This window comes from Actinophytocola sp., assembly GCF_009379765.1.
Taxonomy (GTDB): Bacteria; Actinomycetota; Actinomycetes; order Mycobacteriales; family Pseudonocardiaceae; genus Actinophytocola.
The window spans coordinates 1-21,392 of record NZ_WHTD01000145.1; the positions used below are offsets into that span (position 1 = coordinate 1).

Sequence of the window (21,392 nt, forward strand, 5' to 3'; positions counted from 1 at the left end):
GCCGGTGGCGCAGGCGTGCGCCCAGAAGCCCGCGGTGTCGTGCACCGGGATGCCCTCGGTGATCACCACGCACAGCCCGATCCCCGCGTCGATCGCCTCGACCACGGCCGCCTTGGCGAACTTCGGCGGCACGAACACGACGGTGACGTCGGCGCCGGTGGCCGCCACGGCCTCGCCGACGGTGTTGAACACCGGCAGCGAGAGGCCGCCCTTGACGTCGGAGAAGTCCGCGGTCCGGCCGCCCTTGCCCGGGGTGACGCCACCGACGACGTCGGCCCCGGAGGCAAGCATGCGCCGGGTGTGCTTGGTGCCCTCGGCACCGGTCATGCCCTGAACGATGATCTTGCTGTCGTCGTTGAGGAAGATCGCCATCTCACGCCCCCTGTGCGGCAAGCTCGGCGGCCGTGCGCGCCGCGTTGTCCATGGTGTCCACCTGGGTCAGTCCGGGCAGGGCGGCGTCGGTGAGGATGCGCCTGCCCTCGTCGGCGTTGTTGCCGTCCAGCCGGACCACGATCGGCTTGGTGACGGCGTCGCCGCGGGACCCCAGCAGCTGGAAGGCCTGCACGATGCCGTTCGCCACCGCGTCGCAGGCGGTGATACCGCCGAAGACGTTGACGAACACACTGCGCACGTCGCGGTCGGACAGGATGATCTCCAAACCGTTCGCCATCACCTCAGCCGAAGCACCGCCGCCGATGTCGAGGAAGTTCGCCGGCCGCACCCCACCGAGATCCTCACCCGCGTACGCCACAACATCCAACGTGGACATCACCAGGCCCGCGCCGTTGCCGATGATGCCGACCTGCCCATCCAGCTTGACGTAGTTGAGATCCTTCGCCTTCGCCGCCGCCTCCAACGGGTCCTCCGCGTCGACATCGACGAGGTCGGCATGGCCGGGGTGGCGGAACGCCGCGTTGTCGTCGAGGGTGACCTTGCCGTCCAACGCGATGACCTTGTCCCGCGGATCGCGCACCAGCGGGTTCACCTCGACCAGCGTGGCGTCCTCGGCGACAAACGTCTCCCACAGCTTGACCACGACCTCCGCGGCCTGGTCGGCGACGGCCTCCGGGAACTTGCCCGCGGCGACGATCTCCCTGGCCTTGGCCAGGTCCACCCCCACGATCGCATCAACCGGCACCTTGGCCAACGCCTCCGGACGCTCGACCGCCAGCTGCTCGATATCGATGCCGCCCTCGGCCGACGCCATCGCGAGGAACGTCCGGTTCGGGCGATCCAACAGGAACGAGAAGTAGTACTCCTCCGCGATGTCCGACGCCGGAGTGACGAGCACCCGGCGCACGATGTGGCCCTTGATATCCAGCCCCAGGATCGCCTCAGCCTTGGTCCGCGCGTCGGCGGGGTCGTCGGCCAACTTCACGCCGCCGGCCTTGCCGCGGCCTCCGGTCTTCACCTGCGCCTTGACGACGACGGTCTGGCCGAGCTCCTCGGCGACCGCGCGCGCCTGGTCCGGAGTGTCGGCCACGCTCCCGGGCAGCACCGGCACGCCGTGGGCCGCGAAGAGATCCTTGGCCTGGTACTCGTACAGATCCACTTCGACGGTCTCCTGATCTACGCTACGACGACTCGGTGGAGTGACCCCCGCGATTCAGGGGTTCGGCACGGAAGAAGACCCTAGCGACGTGCATGGACACCAGATACACGGCGTCCGGTGAGGTCCCTCACGCCCGGCCGCCGCGGGCCCGTTTGCCGACCGGCCGCTTGATCGTCTCGGCGGGCTTCTCCGCTGGTTTCTCGACCGGTTCCGGTTCCGGTTCCGTCATCGCCGGTGCCGGACCGGCGAGGGCGACGCCGGCGGCGACGAGGAAGGCGAGGCAGCAGGCCATGGCGAGCCAGGTGCCGGAGCCTGCCTCGGCGTCCGTGGTGCGGCCGCCGGTGAGCGGCAGCTCGAGCGCGTGGATGCCGACGACCGCCGCGGCGCCGAGCAGGAGCGCGGCCGCGCGAGCGGGCCGGGCCATGGTGGAGATCACGCCCGCGGCGATGACCACGAGCATGGCGATGACGAGGCCCCACGAGGTGAGCCGGAACTCCGACCAGATGCCGGGCGCGACGAAGTCCGGCGAGGTGACCATGGGGAAGCCGAAGGCGCCGACGCTGAACAGGATCGCGGCGGCCACCGGCGCGGCGACCGACATGTGCACTGTGCGCTCGGTGAGGTCGACGTCGTCGCGCTCGGCGCCGCCCGCGACCGCGGCACTGACCGCGGCCGCGGCCGCGATGACCACGGCTGCGGCGGCGAACCAGGCGCCGGCACCGATGTGGATCGAGTCGCTGATGCCGGAGCCGGTGAACGCGGCGTCGAGGGTGGCGGAGCCGGCGAGGACGACCGAGCCGAGGCTGACGACGAACGCCGGGCGGACGGTCGCGGCCCAGCGGTTGGTCAGGAGGGTCGCGCCGAGGAGGCAGACGAGCAGGCCGACCGGGATCAGCAGGCGGTTGGCGTAGGTCACGGGTTCGTCGAGCCCGTCGACGGCCAGCTGCGGCCCGAAGGCTCCGACGAGTGCGGCGACGCCGGCCAGGACGCCGAGGACTCCGGTCACCAGGTGGACCCGGCCGGCCTCGAGCTCCAACTCGGTGTCGTCCCCTGCGCTCGGGTCGCCCCCCGCCACGCCGCGGAGCACGAAGATCACGATCGTGAGCAGCGTGAGCGCGATGAGCGCGAGGTAGGGCCCGGGGCCGGGGCTCAGCCGGTCGACGGCCAGCCCGGCGACGATCGCCGGCAGCGAGACGGCGGCCGTGGCCGCGAGCACGCCGACGATGACCCCGCGGGCCACCGCGGGCCGCGCCGATCCCGCCGCGAACGCGCAGCCGGCCAGGACCGCGGCGACGACCAGGACGAGCCCCACCCGGACGAGGTTGGGGCTGTCGATGAGGTCGTGCCCGAGCAGGAAGGCGTTGTTCGACCGGAAGGGCGGCATGACCAGCCCGACGGCCGCGACCGTGGCGAGGGCGAGCGCCCAGCCCATGGCCCGGCTGCGGGCGTTGACCGAGGTAGGCCCGGCGTCGACCTCGAGCCCGTAGGCCGACCCCGGCGCGGCGCGAGCCCGGCCGGCCGCGAGCACGCCCGCGCCGGCGGTGGCGAGATGCCCGCCGAGGAGCAGCCAGAGCCCGGTGCCCGGGGTGAGCTGGGCAAGGCTGGTCGGCACGAGCAGCTCCGGCCGCGAGACGAGCAACCCGTCCTGCATGAACTGCAGGTCGACGATGGCTCGGCCGGGCGCGAGCAGCGCGGCGCCGGTGAGGACGCCCGCCCCGGTGAGCGCTCGTCCGAACTGGGTCAGCGCGACCGCGGTCAGCGGCGGCGCCACGGCGAGCAGCGCGAGCAGGGCCGTGCTGGCGAAGCCCTTGTCCGGCGAGTCCTGGACGACGCCGAGCGCCGTCCCGGCGATCAGGAACACCGCGCCCAGGACGGAAAGCCCCAGCGCGAGACGGAGTTGCGGCGGAGCGTCGGACCAGCCGAGCTGTTCGGCCTGCTCAACCTGGCGGGTCCGCCCGTACCCCGATGGGGCCGGTTCGTGCGGCGATCTGGTCCGCGAATTCATCGCCGAGAACGCTAGCAAGAGCGAGCACCACCGGTTGGCGGTGGCCAAGCCGCCACGCCGTTCGGCCCGCGGATGTCCCCGGGTGGAGCAACGCGCGCCGGCAACGCCCAGAGCGGTCGTTCAGGGCAGTCGTCCAGGGCATGGCAAGGCGCAACGAGGCGGGTCCGCGCCCCGAGATTCAGTAACGTGGATCACATCGATGAAGTAACCTCCATTTCACTTTGGGTGATCGTTGCTGGCCAGACAGCGTGCGACCACCACTCGAATGGCCGAGACGAATCCCGGAAGTTGCCCTAACCGCTTCCCCTTCGTTACTGTCCCCCGGTCCGTTGTCACAGTCCGGTCACGAAATGGGCAGGGTCGGCAACCTGAGTGCCGACCAGCCGGGATCCCCCGCCTGGCGCCCACGCCGCGCTCGTCCCCACGAGCAGGCGTTCGAGTCCGGACTCCCCGAGACGGAAGGGCAGGCCTTGGCTCGACACCGCTCCCCCGGCGGCGAAGACTGGGAGTGCGCAGCGCTTGAAGAAGCGATGGCAGAGCGCACCTCCATCCGCATCCGTGGTTCCCACAGGGTGTCCCCGCCGTCGTCCGCGTTGCGCGGACGCGTGGTCGTCGCGGCTGTTGCCGTCGGCGCGTTCGCCGCGGCCGCCGCTGGTCAGACGCTCAAGGCCGGACAGTCCCCCGATGTCGCGCCGATCGCCGACAGCAAGGACGCCTCCGCCGCCATCGGCATCGGTGGCGACTCGTCATCGGCGGCTCCCGACATCCTGACCGTCGCGAAGGTCAATGCGGCACCTCAGGAGTCGCAGAAGATCGCCGCGAGCGACCGGATCGTGCAGGCCCGCGCCGCGAAGCTCGCCGCGGAAGAGGCCGAGCGGAACCGGCCCAAGTACGTGAAGCCCGCCGAGGGCCGGCTGTCCTCGAGCTTCGGCTCCCGGTGGGGCACGACCCACTACGGCCTGGACATCGCCAACCGGATGGGCACCCCGATCGTGGCGGTGGCCGACGGCACGGTGATCGAGGCGGGTCCGGCCAGCGGCTTCGGCCTCTGGGTCCGCATCCAGCACGCCGACGGAACGGTCAGCGTCTACGGCCACATGGAATCCTTCTCCGTCTACGAGGGCCAAGACGTGCAGGCCGGCGAGCGCATCGCGAGCATGGGCAGCCGGGGCTACTCCACCGGCCCGCACCTGCACTTCGAGATCTGGGACGCCGACGGCATGAAGGTGAACCCCCAGCCCTGGCTGGCCGAGCACGGCATCACCTTCTGATCGACTCCTCTCCCGGCAGCCCCGGCAGCCGGCGCACGAAGTAGGCGTGGGCGACCCGCCAGACGCCGCACATGGCGCCGCGACGCCGCCTGCCACAGCCACCGCAGCGGCCTCGTTCGGTGGGCTGGTGCTGGTCGAGCAGCGCCCGCCAGGCGGCGACCAACCGGCGTACCTCGATGGCGATCGTCCGCTGCCTGGCCGGCTCGCCGGCGGCCAACCCGTCGACCGCGTCCAGGTACCGGCCGACGCTCTCGGCGAACACCCGGAACAACATCTCGTCCACACCCAAGTTCCCCCTGCCTGGCCTCGTGAGCCCGTCGCGTGCGGGAGCGTGTGCGTCCCGTCGGTGTGGATTCAACCGGATGGCACCGACAATTTTCGCACAGACGTTCGGTACAGGCCAGGCCAACTCGAGAACCGGCCTGCGGGCTCAGGAAGTCAGAGCTTCACCAGGGGGACGCTGCCGATGAGCATCAGGCGGATGGTGCCCGCCGTGCCGAAGTCGATGGTGGCGGTGGCCCTGGGGCCAGCGCCGTCGGTGGCCACGACCGTGCCCAGGCCGTACTTGTCGTGGTTGACGCGGTCGCCCACGTCCAGCGACAGCGCCGGGGTGTCCTTCCACCCCCTGGCCGGCCCGAAGCCCGTCCGAGTGCCGTCATCGCGGGACCGGATCGCGTCGGAGCGACGCGAACCCCACGAGGTGGGCGCGCTCGGCGCGGCTCGCTCGGGCTGCACGCGGCGCCAGTCGACGAGGTCGGCCGGGATCTCGTCGAGGAACCGGGACGGCGGGTTGGTCATGGGCTGGCCCCACGCCGACCGCACGATCGCGCGCGAGAGGTAGAGCCGCTTCTGCGCCCGGGTGATGCCCACGTACGCCAACCGGCGCTCCTCGGCCAGCTCGGTCGGGTCCCCGAGGGCCCGCATGTGCGGGAAGATCCCGTCCTCCCAGCCGGTGCAGAACACCACCGGGTACTCGAGGCCCTTGGCGGTGTGCAGGGTCATCAGCGTGACGACGCCTGTCGACTCCGCGTCCGGATCGGCGTCGTCGGCGTCGGGGATCTGGTCGGCGTCGGCCACCAGCGACACCCGCTCGAGGAACGCCGCCAGCGAGCCCGGCTCGACACCCGTGTCGGGCGGCGGGTCCTCCACTCCGTCCAAGGCGTGGGCGAACTCGCGCGCGACGGTGACCAGCTCGGTGAGGTTCTCGACCCGGGTGGCGTCCTGCGGGTCGTCGCTCTCCTCGAGCTCCGTGCGGTAGCCGGTGCGCTCCAGCACCGCCTCCAGGACCTCGGCCACCTCGTGACCGTCGGCGACCAGCCCGCGCAGGCCGTCGACGAGCTCGACGAACCCCGCGATGGCGTTGCGCGACCGCGGGTTGAGCAGCGCCACCTTGTCCGCGACGGCGTCGCGCAGCGCGGCGTTGAACGAGATCCGCTCCTTGTCGGCGTGCGCGGACACGCACGCCTCGGCCCGGTCGCCGATACCGCGCTTGGGCACGTTGAGGATGCGCCGCAGGCTGACCGTGTCCTCCGGGTTGGCCAGGACCCGCAGGTAGGCCAACGCGTCGCGCACCTCGCGGCGCTCGTAGAACCGCACGCCGCCGACCACCCGGTAGGGCAGCCCGAGCCGCACGAAGATCTCCTCGAACACCCGCGACTGGTTGTTGGTGCGGTAGAAGACGGCGACGCCCGCGTAGGTGAGGCCGTCGCCGGCCTCCGTCGAACCGTCCATCAGCCGGTCGATCTCGCCGGCCACGAACGCGGCTTCGTCGTGGTCGTTGTCGCCGACGTAGCCGACGATCTTCTCGCCGTCGCCCAGTGCGGTCCACAGCCGCTTGTCGCGCCGGTCGGGGTTGCGGGAGATGACCGCGTTGGCCGCGGACAGGATGGTCTGCGTGGAGCGGTAGTTCTGCTCCAGCATGATCGTGGTGGCCTGCGGGTAGTCCCGCTCGAACTCCACGATGTTGCGGATGGTGGCGCCGCGGAACGCGTAGATCGACTGGTCCGCGTCGCCGACCACGCACAGCTGACCGGGCTCCATGCCGCCCGCACCCGTGCCGACGAGCTCGCGGACCAGCGTGTACTGCGCGTGGTTGGTGTCCTGGTACTCGTCGACCAGCACGTGCCGGAACCGCCGCCGGTAGTACTCCGCGACGTCCGGGTAGGTCTGCAGCAGCTCGACCGTGCGCATGATCAGGTCGTCGAAGTCGAACGCGTTGGCGAGGCCCAGCCTGCGCTGGTACTCGACGAACACCTCGGCGGCGCGGCGCTCGAAGTCGTTGGCCGCGGCCTCCTTGGCCTCCGCCGGACCGATGAGCTCGTTCTTGAGGTTGGAGATGTGCGCGGCAAGCCCGCGCGCGGTGTAGCGCTTGGGGTCGATGTCGAGGTCGCGCGACACCAGCGTGACGAGCCGGCGCGTGTCGTCGGCGTCGTACACCGAGAAGCTGGACTTCATGCCCAGCGTGGTGGCGTCGCGGCGGAGCACCCGCACGCACATCGAGTGGAACGTGGACACCCACATCGCGTTGGCGCGGCGGCCGACCAGCTCGACCACCCGCTCGCGCATCTCGGCGGCGGCCTTGTTGGTGAACGTGATCGCCATGATCTGCCCGGGATGCACGTCGCGCTCGGCGAGCAGGTAGGCGATGCGTCTGGTGAGCACCCGGGTCTTGCCCGAGCCCGCGCCGGCCACCACGAGCAGCGGCGAGCCGGCGTGCTGAACGGCCCGGCGCTGCTGGTCGTTGAGGTCGGCGAGCAGGTCGGCGCCGGAACGCCTGCGGGGTGTCACTGGAGCCTGTGGCGGCAGTTCGAACAGAGTGCTCATCGTCTTGCCAACGTTACCGGCCCGCACCGACAACGACGGGACGGCAAGCCGGGGCAAGTGGACAGCTCGCGCGCGGTGGTGCCAGAATCGCTCTCGTGCGAACCCACGGCTTCGAGTTTTTCTACGGGATCCGGACTCCGGCTCCCGTCGTGGTGTAGCGCCCGCCAAACGACAGCGAAGCCCCCGGAGTCCTCGGACCCGGGGCTTCGTCGCTTCGGGGGCCAGGGCTCCGCCAGACCGCAAGGATGACGACATGCCCTCCACCACCCCGACCACTGGAGACGACACGGTGGACGAGAAGCCGAGCCTGCCCGCCGATGACGAGATCGCCGAGCTGCGCAAGGAGATCGACTGGCTCGACGCGGAGATCCTGCGGCTGGTGAAGCGACGGATCGAGGTCTCCAAGACCATCGGCGCGGCGAGAATGGCGGCCGGCGGCCCGCGGATCGTCTACAACCGGGAGATCGACGTGCTGGCCCGCTACCGCGAGCTCGGCACCGAGGGCCGCAGGCTGGCCATGGCGCTGCTCAACCTCGGCCGCGGGCCGCTGGGGCGATGAAGCGACGAGAACGCAATGAAACAATCAGGGTTCTCACCGATCCCGGGCCGTCGGGATGCGGGCACACTGGAGTCATGTTCAACCTGATCGCCATCATCATCGCCATCGCCGCGGTGGTGGCCACGCTCGCCCACGCGGGGTACCTAGCGATGCTGAGCTCGGCCGCCAACAAGCGGGCCGGCGGGACGCCGATCGCGCAGTACGTGCGGTCCCGCTGGCCGGTCGCCGGCGTCACCACCGCCGGCGCGCTCATCGCCTGGGTGCTCACCAGCGGCACCGGGGTCGCCGACGTGCTGGCGATCGTGCTCGCGGCCGGTTCCGGCCTGGGCGCGACCAAGGCCCTGCAGTCGACCCAGCAGCGGTATCGCACCGGCGAGTAGCGCCGAGTACGTCGGTTCACTCGGTCGAGTGAACCGTCGGGGACATGCCGACCCCGGCTCTCAAACCGTGGGCAACCGCTTACTCTGGCGTGGGTGAGCACCCCGACTTCCAGGGGGGACGTGCGGTCGGCGCTGGTCGTCACCGCACACCCGGACGACGTCGACTTCGGTGCCGCCGGCACCGTCGCGGTGTGGACGGCCGCCGGCGTCGAGGTCTCGTACTGCGTCGTCACGTCCGGCGAGGCCAGCGGCGACAGCGACCGGGACGCCGCCGAGATGGCGCGTACCCGGCAGGCCGAGCAGCGCGCCGCCGCGGCGCACGTCGGCGTCTCCGACGTCACCTTCCTCGGCTATCCGGACGGCGCGGTCGTGCCGTCGCCGGCGCTGCGCCGCGACATCACCAGGGTGATCCGGCGGGTGCGCCCGGACCGGGTGCTCACCTGGTCGCCGGAGATCAACTGGGAGATGGTCGCCACCACGCATCCCGACCACCGGGCCACCGGAGAGGCCGCGTTCGCCGCCGTCTTCCCCGACGCCCGCAACCCGCACGCGCACCGCGAGCTGCTCGACGACGAGGGCCTCGAGCCGTGGACCGTGCGGGAGCTGTGGCTCACCGACAGCCCGCCCCAGCTGCGCAACCACGCCGTCGATGTCACCGACACCTTCGACAAGAAGATGGCGGCGCTGCGCGCGCACGCCTCCCAGACAGGCGGCAACGACGCCCTCGAGCGGAACCTCCGGCGCCATTTCGCCGACGTCGCGCGGCAGTTCGGGCTGGCCGACGGCCTGCTGGCCGAGGCCTTCCAGGTGGTCGACACGAGCTGAGTTGTGACCGATCCGTCGCACTGCGTCACAACCCGGAAGGAGAGAGGTCTCACAGCCATGAGTAGCGGGGGCTGGCCCGAGCTGGGACCACGTCATGGCAAGCACCGGCATGGGTCGGTGAACTCCGCCTGGACACCGGCGGTCCGGCCGAGCGAGGCCGGGCACCTTCCGGCGCACGCCAGGCTCGACTTCGGGCCGCCGTCCATCCCGCCGCCGGCCCCACCGCTCCGGACCCGGACGCCGCAGCCGCCGCCCTCGGACGACGACACGGCGCCCCTCGCGCTGGTCCCTCGGCCGCGCGAGGAGGACGTGCCGGTCGTCCACGTGCTGACCGACACGCCGCCGCGCGGCCTGCGCAAGTTCGACCTCGGCAGCGTGCCGGCGTCGGTCACCCCGCCACGCAGCTGGCGCAAGGCCGCCTGGTTCACGGTCGGCACGTCGGCCGCGGTCGTCTGCGGGCTCGCGGTCGCGGCCGTGCGCTTCGTCGGCACGCCGATCGCCTCCGACACCATCCACGAGCTGCCGGCGTACCCGACCCAGCAGTTGGAGATCGAGAAGCTGCCGGTCGACGAGACCTCCACGGACACCGACCCGACCACCAGGTCGTCGAACCGGCCGAGCACCAGCTCCACGCCCGGCCGGCCGGACACCGCGCGGCGCACCAGCGACATGCCGGCGCCAGGGTCGCCCTCCTCGGACGAGCCGGGGACGTCCGCCCCCGGCTCGTCGGGCGGCGACTCGACCACGCTGCCGACGCAGACCGCCGAGCTCAGGCCCCCGCCCCGCACGACGGTCGGCCCCGCGCCGGTCACGCCGACCAACCCGCAGGAGATGGGCGACACGACCGAGGAGTACTTCCGCCTGGTCACCGACGACCCGCAGGCGGCGCACGACCTGTGCACCGGCGGGATGGCACGCGAGGGTCCGGAGGGGATCGAGGCCCGGTACGAGGGCGTGGACCGGGTGGAGGTCCAGGACATCACCATCGACCGCAACCAGGCGGTCACGACGAGCACCGTGAAGATCGTCCGCGACGACGGCACGGAGACGGTCGAGCAGCGCCAGCTCACCTTCACCTGGGGCGGCAACCCCAAGATCACCGACGACGCGACCGCCGGGTGACCTCCCGATGCCGCCGGCAAGATGATCAGTCAATTGCTCCATTCGAGTGAAGATCCCCGCTATCCATCACCCCATTCGGGTGATCCGTTCCGAAATGCTGGCGTCACAGGCGAGACGCGCGGTACCTAATTGGCCCTCAAGCTACGCACGGAGGCCACCCACAGTGGATCGTCTGACGTCCGGACGGCGTCATGTTCGCGCCGGATCGGTATCCGTCACCGAGTTGATCACCAAGCAGGCTGCCCGACCCGAGTCCCCGGTGGTGGTCAAGGTGCCCGTCGAGGCGCCGCCGGCCACCCCGGTCGAGGCGACGGTCGAGGCGTTGCCCGCTCCGGTGTCGCACCGGCGACCACCCTCGCGCGGGGCCCAGCTCGCGAAGCTGACCAGCCTCGGCGTCGCCACCGTGGTGCTCTGCGGCGCGGTCGGAGTCGCCTCGACGATCGCCCACCAGCGGCGCGAGAGCGCCGACACCACCGACCGGGCCGCCGAGCGGATCAGCGGCGAGCAGGGCCTGCTGCCCGGCGAGCTGAACCGCACGCTGCCGGGGAACGGGATCGCCGAAGCCGCGCCACCACCCAAGCCCGCACCGGTCACCGAGCCGACCAGGAGCGCGGACACCAGAGCCGTCGACACGGGCCGGGCACAGCAGCCCGCCCGCACCGGCGCGGAGCCGAGGACCGCCGGGCCCGCGGTCCCGAAGAAGCCGGCCGCCGAGGTTCCCACCTCGGACCTGGACCTGGTCCGGGCGTTCTACAAGCTCCTGCCGAGCGATCCGCGGGAGGCCTTCCACCTGATCTCCCCGGACCTGCTGCACTCCACCCTCGGCCAGTTCCTCGACTCCTGGTCAACGGTCCGCTCCGTCCAGGTCGTCGATCTCCGCCACCAGGGCGACAACGTGCTCGCGACCGTCCGGATGCGGCTCGCCGACGGCGGGCACCTACAGCTCCAGCAGTTGCTCACCGTGGCCGACTCGCCACGCCGAATCGTCGGCGCGCAGCTGCTGTCCGCCCAGCGCAACTGATCTACTAGGCTGTTGAGCCGTCGTGCACGGTGCGGTCCGCATTCGTGTGCACAGAGTGAACGCCTAGCCTGATGTCGGTCGGCGTACGTGGGCACCCGCCGTTTCGCGGCGACGAACACGCCCGCGCCAACCGGGGAGGTTTCTGTGCCCGACGGTTCGGGTATCCCCACACTCTCGGAGTCGGCATGAGCGATGGCCCGCACGCAGGGAGGGACTAGGCGCGATGACCGATGAGGGTCGCCTGGTGGCCGGGCGCTACCGACTGGTCCACCGCATCGGTACCGGTGCGATGGGCGTGGTCTGGCAGGCGCACGACGAACGGCTGAACCGCACGGTCGCTGTGAAGAGACTCTTGCTGCAACCGGGCCTTCCGCCGGACGAGCAGGCCGAGGCCGTCGCGCGCTGCATGCGCGAGGGCCGGATCGCCGCCAAGCTGCACCACCCGAACGCCATCGCGGTGTTCGACGTGGTCGACGAGGACGGCGCGCCCTGCCTGATCATGGAGTACCTGCCGTCCAAGAGCCTCGCCATGGTGATGGCCGAGCGCGGCCCGCTGCCGGCCCGTGAGGTGGCCCGGATCGGCGCGCAGTCCGCGGCCGCGCTGGCCGCCGCGCACGCGGCCGGGATCGTGCACCGCGACGTCAAGCCGGGCAACATCCTCCTCGGCGACGACGGCTCGGTGAAGATCACCGACTTCGGCATCTCCCGCGCCACCGACGACGTCACGGTCACCAAGACCGGCATGATCGCCGGCACGCCCGCCTACCTCGCGCCGGAGGCGGCGATCGGCCGGGAGCCGACGCCTGCCTCGGACGTGTTCTCGCTGGGCTCCACGCTGTACGCCGCGGTCGAGGGCGAGCCCCCGTTCGGGCTCACCGAGAACACGCTGCAGCTGCTGCACGCGGTAGCCGCGGGCCGGATCAACCCGCCGATGCAGTCCGGGCCGCTGACCGGCGTGCTCAACTGGCTGCTGGCCGCCGAGCCGGAGCACCGGCCGTCGACCTCCCGCACCCGGGACCTGCTGGCCGCGGTGGCCGCGGGCGAGATTCCGTCCGTGCCGTCGATGCCCCGGGTGATGCCGGTGATGCCGCCGGCGGACGAGGCCACCCGGATGGTCGGCGGCTACGACGACTACGACGATTACGAACACTACGGCAACGAGACCACGCAGCTGGTCGGCGCGGGCGACCGGACCCGCTCGGTGCGGCCGCTGCCTTCCGCTCCGCCGTCGGCGCCCCGCTCGCGCAAGCCGTTCGTGTTCGCCGGCGTCGTCCTGGTGGCGCTGATCGCGGCGGGGGCCTGGCTGCTGTCCAACCGGGACGATCCGCCGCCGAAGGACCCGGTGAACGAGGCGCCGAACAGCCAGGTCGTGGCGCCGACGACGACCACGACGACGCTGCCCCCGACCACCACCGAGGAGGAGGAGACCACCTCGGAGGAGCCCACGACCACCACCACGACAACGACCACGACAACGACGACCACCACCACCACGACCACGACCACCACCACGACCACCGAGCCCCCAACGTCCGATCCGTCGACCCCACCGACGACGGAGGCCGAAAGGTGACCTGTGAAGGGGATCGAGGGCGTAAGGGATGGTCGTGACGGCTGAGGGTGGCCTGGTCGCCGGGCGCTACCGGCTCGGCGCGAAGATCGGCAGCGGCGCCATGGGGATCGTCTGGCAGGCGCACGACGAGCGCCTGCACCGGACCGTCGCGGTCAAGCAGATGCTGCTGCAGCCAGGGCTGTCCGAGGCGCAGGCCGAGGAGTCGCGGCGAAGATGTATGCGGGAGGGGCGCATCGCCGCCCGGCTCGCGCATCCCAATGCGATCACCGTCTACGACGTGGCCGAGCACGACGGCGACCCATGGCTGGTCATGGAGTACCTGCCGTCGAAGAGCCTGGCCACCGTCCTGTCCGAGCGGGGCACGCTGCCGCCGCAGGAGGCCGCGCGGATCGGCACCCAGGTGGCTTCGGCGCTGGTGGCCGCGCACGCGGCGGGCATCGTGCACCGCGACATCAAGCCGGCCAACGTGCTGCTCGCCGACGACGGCACGGTCAAGATCACCGACTTCGGCATCTCGCGCGCGACGGGCGACGTCACGGTCACCGCGACCGGGATGCTCGCCGGCACGCCCGCGTACCTGGCACCCGAGGTGGCCAAGGGCGAGGACCCGACGCCGGCCGCGGACGTGTTCTCCCTCGGCTCGACGCTGTACACGGCGATCGAGGGGCACTCGCCGTTCGGGCTGAGCGAGAACACGCTGGCGCTGCTCTACGCGGTGGCGGCGGGCAACATCACGCCGCCGCGGCATGCCGGGCCGCTGACCGCGCTGCTGAACCAGCTGCTGCGGGTCGCCCCGGCGGAGCGGCCGACGCTCACGACCGCGCGGGACAGCCTGGCGGCGGTGGCCGACGGCAAGCCCGGGTTCATCGGGGCGGCGGGCGCGCCGACCGACCGGATCGCGGGAAACCGGCTGCCGCCCCCGCCGATGCCGCTCGGTCCGCCGACGCCGCCGCGGCCGAGCCAGCCGTGGGCCAAGCAGGACGGCACGAGGCTGGACGTGCACCCGTTCTCGGAGCCGACGCCGAGCGGCCCGCTGCAGCGCCAGCCGCTGCCATCCGGGCCGCCGCCGGCCGCGCGACGGCCGGCCGATGGCAGCCGGGCGCGGTCGATCGTGCTGACCGTGCTGGCCATCGTCGCGGCGATGCTGGTGGGCATCCTGGTGGCGAGCCTGCTGTCGGCCGGCAACGACAACGACGGCGGTCAGGCCGAGCAGACCGCGACCCAACAGGAGCAGCCGCCCCCGCAGACCGGCTCGGAGACGACGACCGAGGCGACCACCGAGTCGTCGGAGTCCTCCGAACCGACCGGCGAGGACTACGAGCAGGCCGTGCGCGACTACTACGCCCTGCTACCGGGCGACCCCGACCAGGCGTGGCAGCTGCTGACGAAGCGCGCGCAGTCGAAGTCGAAGGGCAAGCGCGGCTACGACAACTTCTGGGCGACGATCGCGTCGGTGGACGTCCTGGACACGAAGGCGGAGGGCAACCGCGTCGTGGCGACCTTGCGCTACCAGTCGAACTCGGGCGACCGGTCGGCCGAGGCCACCTCCTTCGCCGTCGTGCAACGCGACGGCGAGCTGATGATCGACAACTTCGTCCGGGTGGGCCGCGGCAGCGACGACGACGGCGGCAACGGCAACAACGGCGACGGTTAGCGGTTGCCCGCCGCCACGGCCTTCGCCGCGGTGGCGAGGGCGTCCAGCAGGCAGCGGACCGCCGGCTGGCCGGCCACGGACTCACGCACCACCGCGTAGATCACCCGCACCGGTTCCGGGCGGCGGACCTTCCTGACCACCACGCCCGGCCGCCGGTCGACGCCCAGCAGCGGGATCAGGCTGATGCCCAGGCCCGCGGCCACGAAGCCCTGCGCGCACAGGTAGTTCTCCGACTCCACCACGAAGCCCGGGCTGAACCCGGCCGACGAGCAGGCGTCCAGGACGACCTGCACGCACTGCCCCGGCGGCCACTCGTTGCCCACCCACGGCTCCTCGGCCAGCTCGGACAGCTCCACCACCCGGCGCGACGCCAGCGGGTGCGAGCGCGGCAGCACCAGCCGGTACGGGTCGTCGAGCAGGTGGATGAAGCGGACGCCCGGCACCGGCGCGGGATTCGGCGGCAGCACGCAGATCGCCACATCGGCCTCGCCCTGGGCCACCTCCGGGACCGGGCCGGGCTCGACCAGCTTCAGGTCCACCTGGACGCCCGGGTGCTCGGCGCGCAGGGTCGCCAGCGCGGGCGGGACCAGTGCCTGGCCGGCGGTCACGAAGTAGCGGATCGACAGGTGCCCGGTGCGACCCTCGCGCAGGTCGGCCAGCGCGAGCTCGGCCTCGGCGACGTGCTTGCCGATGATCTCGGCGTGCTCGGTGAGCAGGCGGCCCGCCGCGGTGGGCCGGATGCCGCGGCCGACGCGTTCCAGGAGCGGGGTGCGGGCCTGCCGTTCGAGCGCGGCCACCTGCTGGCTCACCGCGGACGGCGTGTAGCCAAGGTTCGTGGCCGCCGCGGTGATGGATCCGCTGGTCACCACCGCTCTGAGCACCTGCATCCTGCGCACGTCGAGCATGTGCCAACCTTACAGAAACCCTTAACGGTCGCCATAGATCTATTCACTTGTCCTGGATCGTGAACGCGGGCAACGTGGGGGCGTGAACGCGTCACTGGTGCGGATGGGGTTGCTCGCGCTCTGCTGGGGCTCGAGCTTCTTGTGGATCAAGCTCGCCCTGGTCAGCCTGTCGCCGATCCAGATCACGCTGGTCCGCGCGGCGCTCGGGGCGACCGTGCTGATCATCTTGTGCTACGCAAGCGGTCATCGGCTGCCGCGGGGCAAGCGGATCTGGGGTCACCTGGCGGTGCCGCGTTCTTCGGCAACGTGGCGCCGTTCGCGCTGTTCGCGTTCGGCGAGCAGACCGTCGACTCCGGTGTGGCCGGGGTGCTGAACTCGACGACGCCGCTGTGGGCCTTGCTGCTGGGCATCGTGCTCGGCATGGAGCGTGACCTGCGTCCGGTGCGGGTCGCCGGCCTCACGATCGGGTTCGCCGGCACGCTGCTGATCTTCGCGCCGTGGCGGTCCGGGGAGCTCGTGAGCTGGGGGGCGCTGGCGATGCTGGCGGCGGCGTTCTGCTACGCGATCAGCTTCAACTACATCGGCCGGTTCCTGGCCGGGCGGGGCACGGCACCGATCGCGCTGGCCGCGGCGCAGGTCACCGCCGCCACCGGGCTGACCGCGCTGGCCGTGCCGGCGGGCGGCCTGGCGCCGGTGCACCTGGAGCTGTCCGCGGTGCTCGCGGTGATCGTTCTTGGCGTCTTCAGCACCGGCTTCGCCTTCGCGCTGAACTACCGCCTGATCACCGACGAGGGCCCGACCAACACGGCGACCGTCGGCTACCTACTGCCGGTGGTGTCGGTGCTGCTCGGCGCGCTCGCGCTGGACGAGAACCTCAACCCGCGGGTGATCGCGGGCATGGTGGTCGTGCTGGGCGGCGTGGCGATGACGCGGATCCCGCGCCGTCTGCCGGCGTCCGGGCCGGCGCCGGCCACCGAGGCCGTGCTGAGGAACTAGACCAGGCGCCGGTCGGAGGCCCAGCGGGACAGCTCGTACCGGTTCGACAGCTGGGTCTTGCGCAGGACGCTCGACACGTGCGTCTCGACGGTCTTGACCGAGATGAACAGCTCCGCCGCGATCTCCTTGTACGCGTACCCGCGGGCCAGTAAACGCAGCACGTCGCGCTCGCGCGGGGTCAGCAGGTCCAGCTCGGGGTCGGAGATCGGCGCCGCGCCCGGCCGGTCGGCGAACGCGTCCAGCACGAAGCCCGACAGCCGCGGCGAGAACACCGCGTCGCCCTCGGACACCCGCACGACCGCGCGGACCAGCTCGTGGCTCGAGATCGTCTTCGTGACGTAGCCCCGCGCACCGGCCCGGATCACCGCGATCACGTCCTCGGCGGCGTCGGACACCGACAGCGCCAGGAACACCACCTCGGTGTTGTCCGCCCGCACCCGGCGCAGCACCTCGGCCCCGCCGCCGTCGGGCATGTGCACGTCGAGCAGCACGACGTCGGGCTTGCGGTGTGCGATGCCGGCGACCGCCTCACCGACCGTGCCGGCCTCGCCGACCACCTCGACATCGTCGGTGATGGAGTCCAGCTCGGCCCGCACGCCGGCCCGGAACAGGCCGTGGTCGTCCACCAGGAACACCCGGACCGGGCGCTTCCCGCCTTCGCTGGCTGCGGTCACGGCAATCTCCTCCAGAACGCACTACTTCGAGCTGACGGTCTCCCGCGGCATCTGCAGCTGCACCTCGGTGCCCTCGCCGGGCGCCGTGCGCAGCCGCAGCTCACCGCCGTTGCGCTCCATCCTGCCCCGGATGGAGTCCGCAAGGCCATGCCGGTCTCCCGGGACGGTCTTCGGGTCGAAGCCCTTGCCCCGGTCCCGCACGAAGATGGTCACCCGTTCCGGCTCCACCTCGGCGTACACGCTGACCTCGGAGACCTCCGCATGCTTGGCCGCGTTGACCACCGCCTCGCGGGCCGCGAACACCAGCCCGGTGAGCTTCTCGTCGAGCTCGCAGTCGCCGACGACGACCTGCTGGACCTGGATCGCGAAGGTGTCCTCGACCTCGCCGCAGGACTGCGCGACCGCCTCGGCGAACGTGATGCGGTCGCCGTCGTCGGGCCGGCCGTATCCGGCCGGCCCGTACAGCCAGCCGCGCAGCTGCCGCTCCTGGCCGCGCGCCAGGCGCAGCACCTCGCGCGGCGCCTCGGACTGCTTCTGGATGAGCGCGAGCGTCTGCAGGACGGAGTCGTGCAGGTGGGCGGCGATCTCCGCGCGCTCCTCGGAGCGGATGCGCTCGCGCCGCTCCTCGCCGAGGTCGCGGACCAGCCGCAGCCAGAACGGCACGGTCAGCACCGCGACCCCGATGAGCGTGGCGAGCACGGACAGCAGCGCGAACTGCATCTGGTCGAGGTTGACGCTGCGGATCAGGAACACGACGATGCCGGTGATCACCAGCGCGGCCCCGGACAGCACCCGGACCAGTGCCGTGCGCCCGCCCCGGCCGAGCACGACGGAACGGGCTCGGCGCCGCGTCGAGTCGTCGGCCTCCCGCCACACCAGCGCGATACCGACGAGCGTGACGCCGAGGCCGCCGGCGACCCAGCCGTTGAGCGTGCCGGACAGCGTGCCGGCGCCGATGGCCAGGCCGATGCCCAGCGCGAGCAGGCCGCGGGCCTGCTGGCGTTCCCTGCGGGAGACCTCGACCGGCCGCTCCTCCGGCTTCTGCTGCGGCACGAACACCCAGAGCAGGCCGTACGCGAGCACCCCGGCCCCGCCGAGCGCGGCGAGCAGCGCGAACGCCACCCGCACCCACAGCACGCTGATGGCGAGATGGTCGGCGACCCCACCGGCGACCCCGGCCACGGCACGGCCGTAGCGCCGGCGACGCATCTTGACCACGTCGTCGGTGGGCACGGGTGCGTTCGCGGCCGTCCGCTCGACGTCGCGCTTGTCCCGCCTCTTGTCCCGGCGCTTGTCCGTGCGCTTGTCCGTGCGCTTGTTCGTGGTCATCACCACCTGCACTGCTGCCACTCGACCATCGTCACATGACCAGCATGCTTCTTCATCGGGGAAATACCCGGAACAGGGATGATCGGGGTGATCGGCCTCGGGGTCGATATCAGGGGTCGTCCCCGATGTGCCGGGCGGGGTCGGGCAGCATGCTCGATACCGTGAGTGGGACACATGGATCGCCCGGCGCCGGGATGGCAGGCGCCGAGGACACAGTCAAGGACTTCTGGGCGACGCGGCCGAGGCGGCCGCGGCGTGGCCGAAAGATCGCCGGCGTGGCCGCCGGGATCGCCAACCGTTACCGCATCGACCCGACGCTCGTGCGGGTCGCCTTCGTCGTCGCGGCCGTCTACGGCGGGGCGGGCGTCATCGCCTACGTGCTCGGCTGGCTCTTCCTGCCCGAGCAGGACGACGAGGTCTCGCCGTTCGAGTCGCTGATCGGGCGTGGCCGCAGCGCCACCTCGAGCGGGTTCACCGTCTTGCTGTGCCTGGCGATGATCCCGATGTTCAGCTGGTTCTTCGGCGGGTTCGCCCCCGGCTTCCCGGGGTTCCTGAGCGTGCTGGCGCTCGTTGCGGCGCTGTTCCTGCTGCACCGCAACCGCGGGCACCTGAACCCGACGTCGGCCGCACCGTCGGCCACGTCCGCCGAGCCGACCCCGCCGGTGTCGCCCATGCCGGTGCCGCCGATGACGGACATCTCGGCGACCATGCCGCCGCCGAGCACGCCCATGGCGAGCCCCCTGGAAACGCCCATGTCGACGCCGAGCGGCACGACGATGCCGCTGCCGGAGCCCCAGCCGACCCCGGAGCCCACGCCAGAGTCCATGCCAGAGCCCTCGCCGGAGCACCGGGACACGCCGCCGGCCTGGGACCCGCTGGGTGCCGCGCCGTTCGCGTGGGACCTGCCGGACCCGACCCCGCCCGTGGTGGAGGAGGACGACGAGCCGGAGCCGCGTCGCCGCAAGTCGCGGATCGGCCTGCTGACCGTCGGCGTCGCGCTGATCACCGTCGCGGGACTGTCGGTCGGGGTGGGCGGCTGGGTCAACCCGCAGCACATCGTCGGCGTCGCGCTCGCCATCGTCGGCCTCGGCATGGTCTTCGGCTCGTTCGTGCGGGGTGGTCGCGGCCTGATCGGGCTCGCGGTGCCGCTCGCGGTGGTCGGCATCGGGATGACCGCCGTGTTCCCCGATGGCTTCCGCGGCGTCGGCGACATCGACGTGCGGCCGACCGCGGCCAGCGAGGTGCAGCCGAACTACGAGCGTTCGGTCGGCTCGATCCAGCTGGACCTGCGCGACCTGCCGAGCACGGGCGAGGTCGACACCCGGGTCCACGTCGGCCTCGGCGACGTGGAGGTGATCCTGCCGGAGGACGCGAACGTAGTGCTGAAGTGCGAGTCCGACCTCGGCTCGGTGGAGTGCCTCGGCCGGGAGCAGTCCGGCGCCGACAACAGCGAGGTGTCGCTGACCGACGAGGGCAGCGACGGCCCGGGCGGGTTGGATGTAGACCTGAAGGTCGAGGTCGGAACGGGCAGCGTGGAGGTGCGTCGTGGCTGAGAAGACGAGGGAGACCCGCCGCCGCTGGCCGGACTTCTTCACCCTGCTGACGGGCCTGGCCGCCCTGTTCGTCTCGAGCTACGTGCTCACCGACGGCCGCCTGTGGGTGCCCACGGTCGACTTCCGCTGGCTGATCACGGGTGCCGCCCTGTTCGTGGGCGTGCTCCTGCTGGCGTCGTCCCTACGAGGCGGCCGCCGCAAACGCTAGCGCCACAAAGGTGTCCCACGAGGGCGGTCTCCCAACCGGAGGCCGCCCTCACCCCATCCCCACGCGAGTCCAACACTCAGAACCCGCGAGTCCAACACTCGGAACCCGCGAGTCCCCACTCCAGACCCGCGAGTCCCCACCTGAACGGCGGACTCGCGGGTCGCCAGCGTTGGACTCGCGGGTTATTCCCATTCGATGGTGCCGGGGGGTTTCGAGGTGACGTCCAGGACCACGCGGTTGACCTCGGGGACCTCGTTCGTGATGCGGGTGGAGATGCGCTCCAGCACGTCGTAGGGCAGGCGGGTCCAGTCGGCGGTCATCGCGTCCTCCGAGGAGACCGGGCGCAGCACCACCGGGTGGCCGTAGGTCCGGAAGTCGCCCTGCACGCCCACGCTGTGCACGTCGGCCAGCAGCACCACCGGGCACTGCCAGATGTCGCGGTCCAGGCCGGCCGCGGTCAGCTCCTCGCGCGCGATCGCGTCGGCCGCCCGCAGGATCGACAGGCGACCCGCGGTCACCGCGCCGATGATCCGGATGCCCAGCCCCGGCCCGGGGAACGGCTGGCGGTGCACGATCGTCTCCGGCAGGCCCAGCTCCAGGCCGACCCGCCGCACCTCGTCCTTGAACAGCTCGCGCAGCGGCTCGACCAGCTCGAACGTCAGGTCGTCCGGCGGCCCGCCCACGTTGTGGTGGCTCTTGATGTTCGCCGCCCCGGTGCCGCCGCCCGACTCGACCACGTCCGGGTACAGCGTCCCCTGCACCAGGAACCGGTAGTCGCCCGAGGCCTTCAGGTCGCGCTCGGCCTGCTCGAACACGCGGATGAACTCGCGCCCGATGATCTTGCGCTTCTGCTCCGGGTCGGTCACGCCCACGAGCGCCTCGAGGAACTGGTCCGCCGCGTCCACGGTCACCAGCCGAACCCCCGTGGCCGCGACGAAGTCC

At 71.8% G+C, this 21,392-nt stretch carries 18 protein-coding genes and 2 pseudogenes; 11 read left to right on the plus strand and 9 right to left on the minus strand.

Annotated features, from left to right (window positions below; all coding sequences use genetic code 11):
* The 3 genes and pseudogenes from GEV28_RS32600 to GEV28_RS32610 all read right to left on the minus strand — a co-directional run.
* Nucleotides 1–372: pseudogene (locus tag GEV28_RS32600) on the minus strand (succinate--CoA ligase subunit alpha); the annotation flags it as partial.
* Nucleotide 373: 1 nt separating this feature from the next.
* Complete coding sequence (gene sucC, locus GEV28_RS32605) at nt 374–1,552, minus strand: ADP-forming succinate--CoA ligase subunit beta (RefSeq protein WP_291416517.1); 1,179 nt, start codon at nt 1,550–1,552, stop codon at nt 374–376.
* A gap of 127 nt (nt 1,553–1,679) precedes the next feature.
* Nucleotides 1,680–3,557, minus strand: a complete 1,878-nt coding sequence (locus GEV28_RS32610; RefSeq protein ID WP_291416518.1) for a hypothetical protein — start codon at nt 3,555–3,557, stop codon at nt 1,680–1,682.
* Nucleotides 3,558–4,129: 572 nt separating this feature from the next.
* On the opposite strand from GEV28_RS32610, the gene GEV28_RS32615 reads away from it, so the two are divergent.
* Nucleotides 4,130–4,828, plus strand: a complete 699-nt coding sequence (locus GEV28_RS32615) for a M23 family metallopeptidase (protein ID WP_291416520.1) — start codon at nt 4,130–4,132, stop codon at nt 4,826–4,828.
* On the opposite strand, the gene GEV28_RS32620 is transcribed toward GEV28_RS32615, so the two are convergent.
* Together GEV28_RS32620 and pcrA are read right to left on the minus strand one after the other, a co-directional pair.
* Entirely contained in the window at nt 4,818–5,111 is a 294-nt protein-coding gene (locus GEV28_RS32620; RefSeq protein WP_291416521.1) for a hypothetical protein, read from the minus strand. The genes GEV28_RS32615 and GEV28_RS32620 overlap by 11 nt on opposite strands.
* Nucleotides 5,112–5,266: 155 nt before the next feature.
* Nucleotides 5,267–7,651, minus strand: coding sequence for a DNA helicase PcrA (pcrA, locus tag GEV28_RS32625; protein ID WP_291416523.1), 2,385 nt, complete (start codon nt 7,649–7,651; stop codon nt 5,267–5,269).
* 253 nt (nt 7,652–7,904) lie between these two features.
* On the opposite strand from pcrA, the gene GEV28_RS32630 reads away from it, so the two are divergent.
* The 7 genes from GEV28_RS32630 to GEV28_RS32660 all read left to right on the plus strand — a co-directional run bounded on the left by GEV28_RS32630 (nt 7,905) and on the right by GEV28_RS32660 (nt 14,785).
* Nucleotides 7,905–8,210, plus strand: coding sequence for a chorismate mutase (locus tag GEV28_RS32630; protein ID WP_291416525.1), 306 nt, complete (start codon nt 7,905–7,907; stop codon nt 8,208–8,210).
* Between the two features lie 74 nt (nt 8,211–8,284).
* Nucleotides 8,285–8,590, plus strand: coding sequence for a hypothetical protein (locus GEV28_RS32635; protein ID WP_291416527.1), 306 nt, complete (start codon nt 8,285–8,287; stop codon nt 8,588–8,590).
* A 93-nt stretch (nt 8,591–8,683) separates the two neighbouring features.
* Entirely contained in the window at nt 8,684–9,415 is a 732-nt protein-coding gene (locus tag GEV28_RS32640) for a PIG-L deacetylase family protein (protein ID WP_291416530.1), read from the plus strand.
* 57 nt (nt 9,416–9,472) lie between these two features.
* Entirely contained in the window at nt 9,473–10,537 is a 1,065-nt protein-coding gene (locus tag GEV28_RS32645) for a hypothetical protein (RefSeq protein ID WP_291416532.1), read from the plus strand.
* Nucleotides 10,538–10,760: 223 nt separating this feature from the next.
* Complete coding sequence (locus GEV28_RS32650; protein WP_291416534.1) at nt 10,761–11,558, plus strand: hypothetical protein; 798 nt, start codon at nt 10,761–10,763, stop codon at nt 11,556–11,558.
* 223 nt (nt 11,559–11,781) lie between these two features.
* Nucleotides 11,782–13,131, plus strand: coding sequence for a serine/threonine-protein kinase (locus GEV28_RS32655; RefSeq protein WP_291416536.1), 1,350 nt, complete (start codon nt 11,782–11,784; stop codon nt 13,129–13,131).
* Nucleotides 13,132–13,165: 34 nt separating this feature from the next.
* Nucleotides 13,166–14,785: a serine/threonine-protein kinase gene (locus GEV28_RS32660; RefSeq protein WP_291416539.1), complete on the plus strand. Its 1,620-nt coding sequence runs from the start codon at nt 13,166–13,168 to the stop codon at nt 14,783–14,785.
* Here GEV28_RS32660 and GEV28_RS32665 read toward each other — a convergent pair.
* Nucleotides 14,782–15,690: a LysR family transcriptional regulator gene (locus GEV28_RS32665; protein WP_291416541.1), complete on the minus strand. Its 909-nt coding sequence runs from the start codon at nt 15,688–15,690 to the stop codon at nt 14,782–14,784. The genes GEV28_RS32660 and GEV28_RS32665 overlap by 4 nt on opposite strands.
* A gap of 103 nt (nt 15,691–15,793) precedes the next feature.
* On the opposite strand from GEV28_RS32665, the pseudogene GEV28_RS32670 reads away from it, so the two are divergent.
* Nucleotides 15,794–16,686 (plus strand): annotated as a pseudogene (locus GEV28_RS32670) (DMT family transporter).
* Here GEV28_RS32670 and GEV28_RS32675 read toward each other — a convergent pair.
* Together GEV28_RS32675 and GEV28_RS32680 are read right to left on the minus strand one after the other, a co-directional pair.
* A complete protein-coding gene (locus GEV28_RS32675; protein ID WP_291416543.1) occupies nt 16,683–17,360 on the minus strand; it encodes a response regulator transcription factor in 678 nt (225 codons plus the stop codon). The pseudogene GEV28_RS32670 and the gene GEV28_RS32675 sit on opposite strands and share 4 nt — an antisense overlap.
* 21 nt (nt 17,361–17,381) lie before the next feature.
* Nucleotides 17,382–18,710: a PspC domain-containing protein gene (locus tag GEV28_RS32680; protein WP_291416545.1), complete on the minus strand. Its 1,329-nt coding sequence runs from the start codon at nt 18,708–18,710 to the stop codon at nt 17,382–17,384.
* 140 nt (nt 18,711–18,850) lie between these two features.
* On the opposite strand from GEV28_RS32680, the gene GEV28_RS32685 reads away from it, so the two are divergent.
* Together GEV28_RS32685 and GEV28_RS32690 are read left to right on the plus strand one after the other, a co-directional pair.
* Nucleotides 18,851–20,242: a PspC domain-containing protein gene (locus tag GEV28_RS32685; protein WP_291416548.1), complete on the plus strand. Its 1,392-nt coding sequence runs from the start codon at nt 18,851–18,853 to the stop codon at nt 20,240–20,242.
* Nucleotides 20,235–20,450: a hypothetical protein gene (locus tag GEV28_RS32690; protein WP_291416550.1), complete on the plus strand. Its 216-nt coding sequence runs from the start codon at nt 20,235–20,237 to the stop codon at nt 20,448–20,450. Before GEV28_RS32685 ends, GEV28_RS32690 begins: the two co-directional genes overlap by 8 nt.
* 182 nt (nt 20,451–20,632) lie before the next feature.
* Here the strand turns inward: GEV28_RS32690 and guaA are convergent.
* Nucleotides 20,633–21,392: glutamine-hydrolyzing GMP synthase (guaA, locus tag GEV28_RS32695; protein WP_291416553.1), on the minus strand; the 760-nt coding region annotated here is incomplete at its 5' end.

What these genes read in the sequence shown, in the direction of transcription:
- GEV28_RS32655 (WP_291416536.1), top strand. Translation starts at nt 11,782, where the DNA reads ATGACCGATGAGGGTCGCCTGGTGGCCGGGCGCTACCGACTGGTCCAC.
- GEV28_RS32645 (WP_291416532.1), top strand. Translation starts at nt 9,473, where the DNA reads ATGAGTAGCGGGGGCTGGCCCGAGCTGGGACCACGTCATGGCAAGCAC.
- GEV28_RS32610 (WP_291416518.1), bottom strand. Translation starts at nt 3,557, where the DNA reads ATGAATTCGCGGACCAGATCGCCGCACGAACCGGCCCCATCGGGGTAC.
- GEV28_RS32665 (WP_291416541.1), bottom strand. Translation starts at nt 15,690, where the DNA reads ATGCTCGACGTGCGCAGGATGCAGGTGCTCAGAGCGGTGGTGACCAGC.
- GEV28_RS32630 (WP_291416525.1), top strand. Translation starts at nt 7,905, where the DNA reads ATGCCCTCCACCACCCCGACCACTGGAGACGACACGGTGGACGAGAAG.
- GEV28_RS32635 (WP_291416527.1), top strand. Translation starts at nt 8,285, where the DNA reads ATGTTCAACCTGATCGCCATCATCATCGCCATCGCCGCGGTGGTGGCC.
- pcrA (WP_291416523.1), bottom strand. Translation starts at nt 7,651, where the DNA reads ATGAGCACTCTGTTCGAACTGCCGCCACAGGCTCCAGTGACACCCCGC.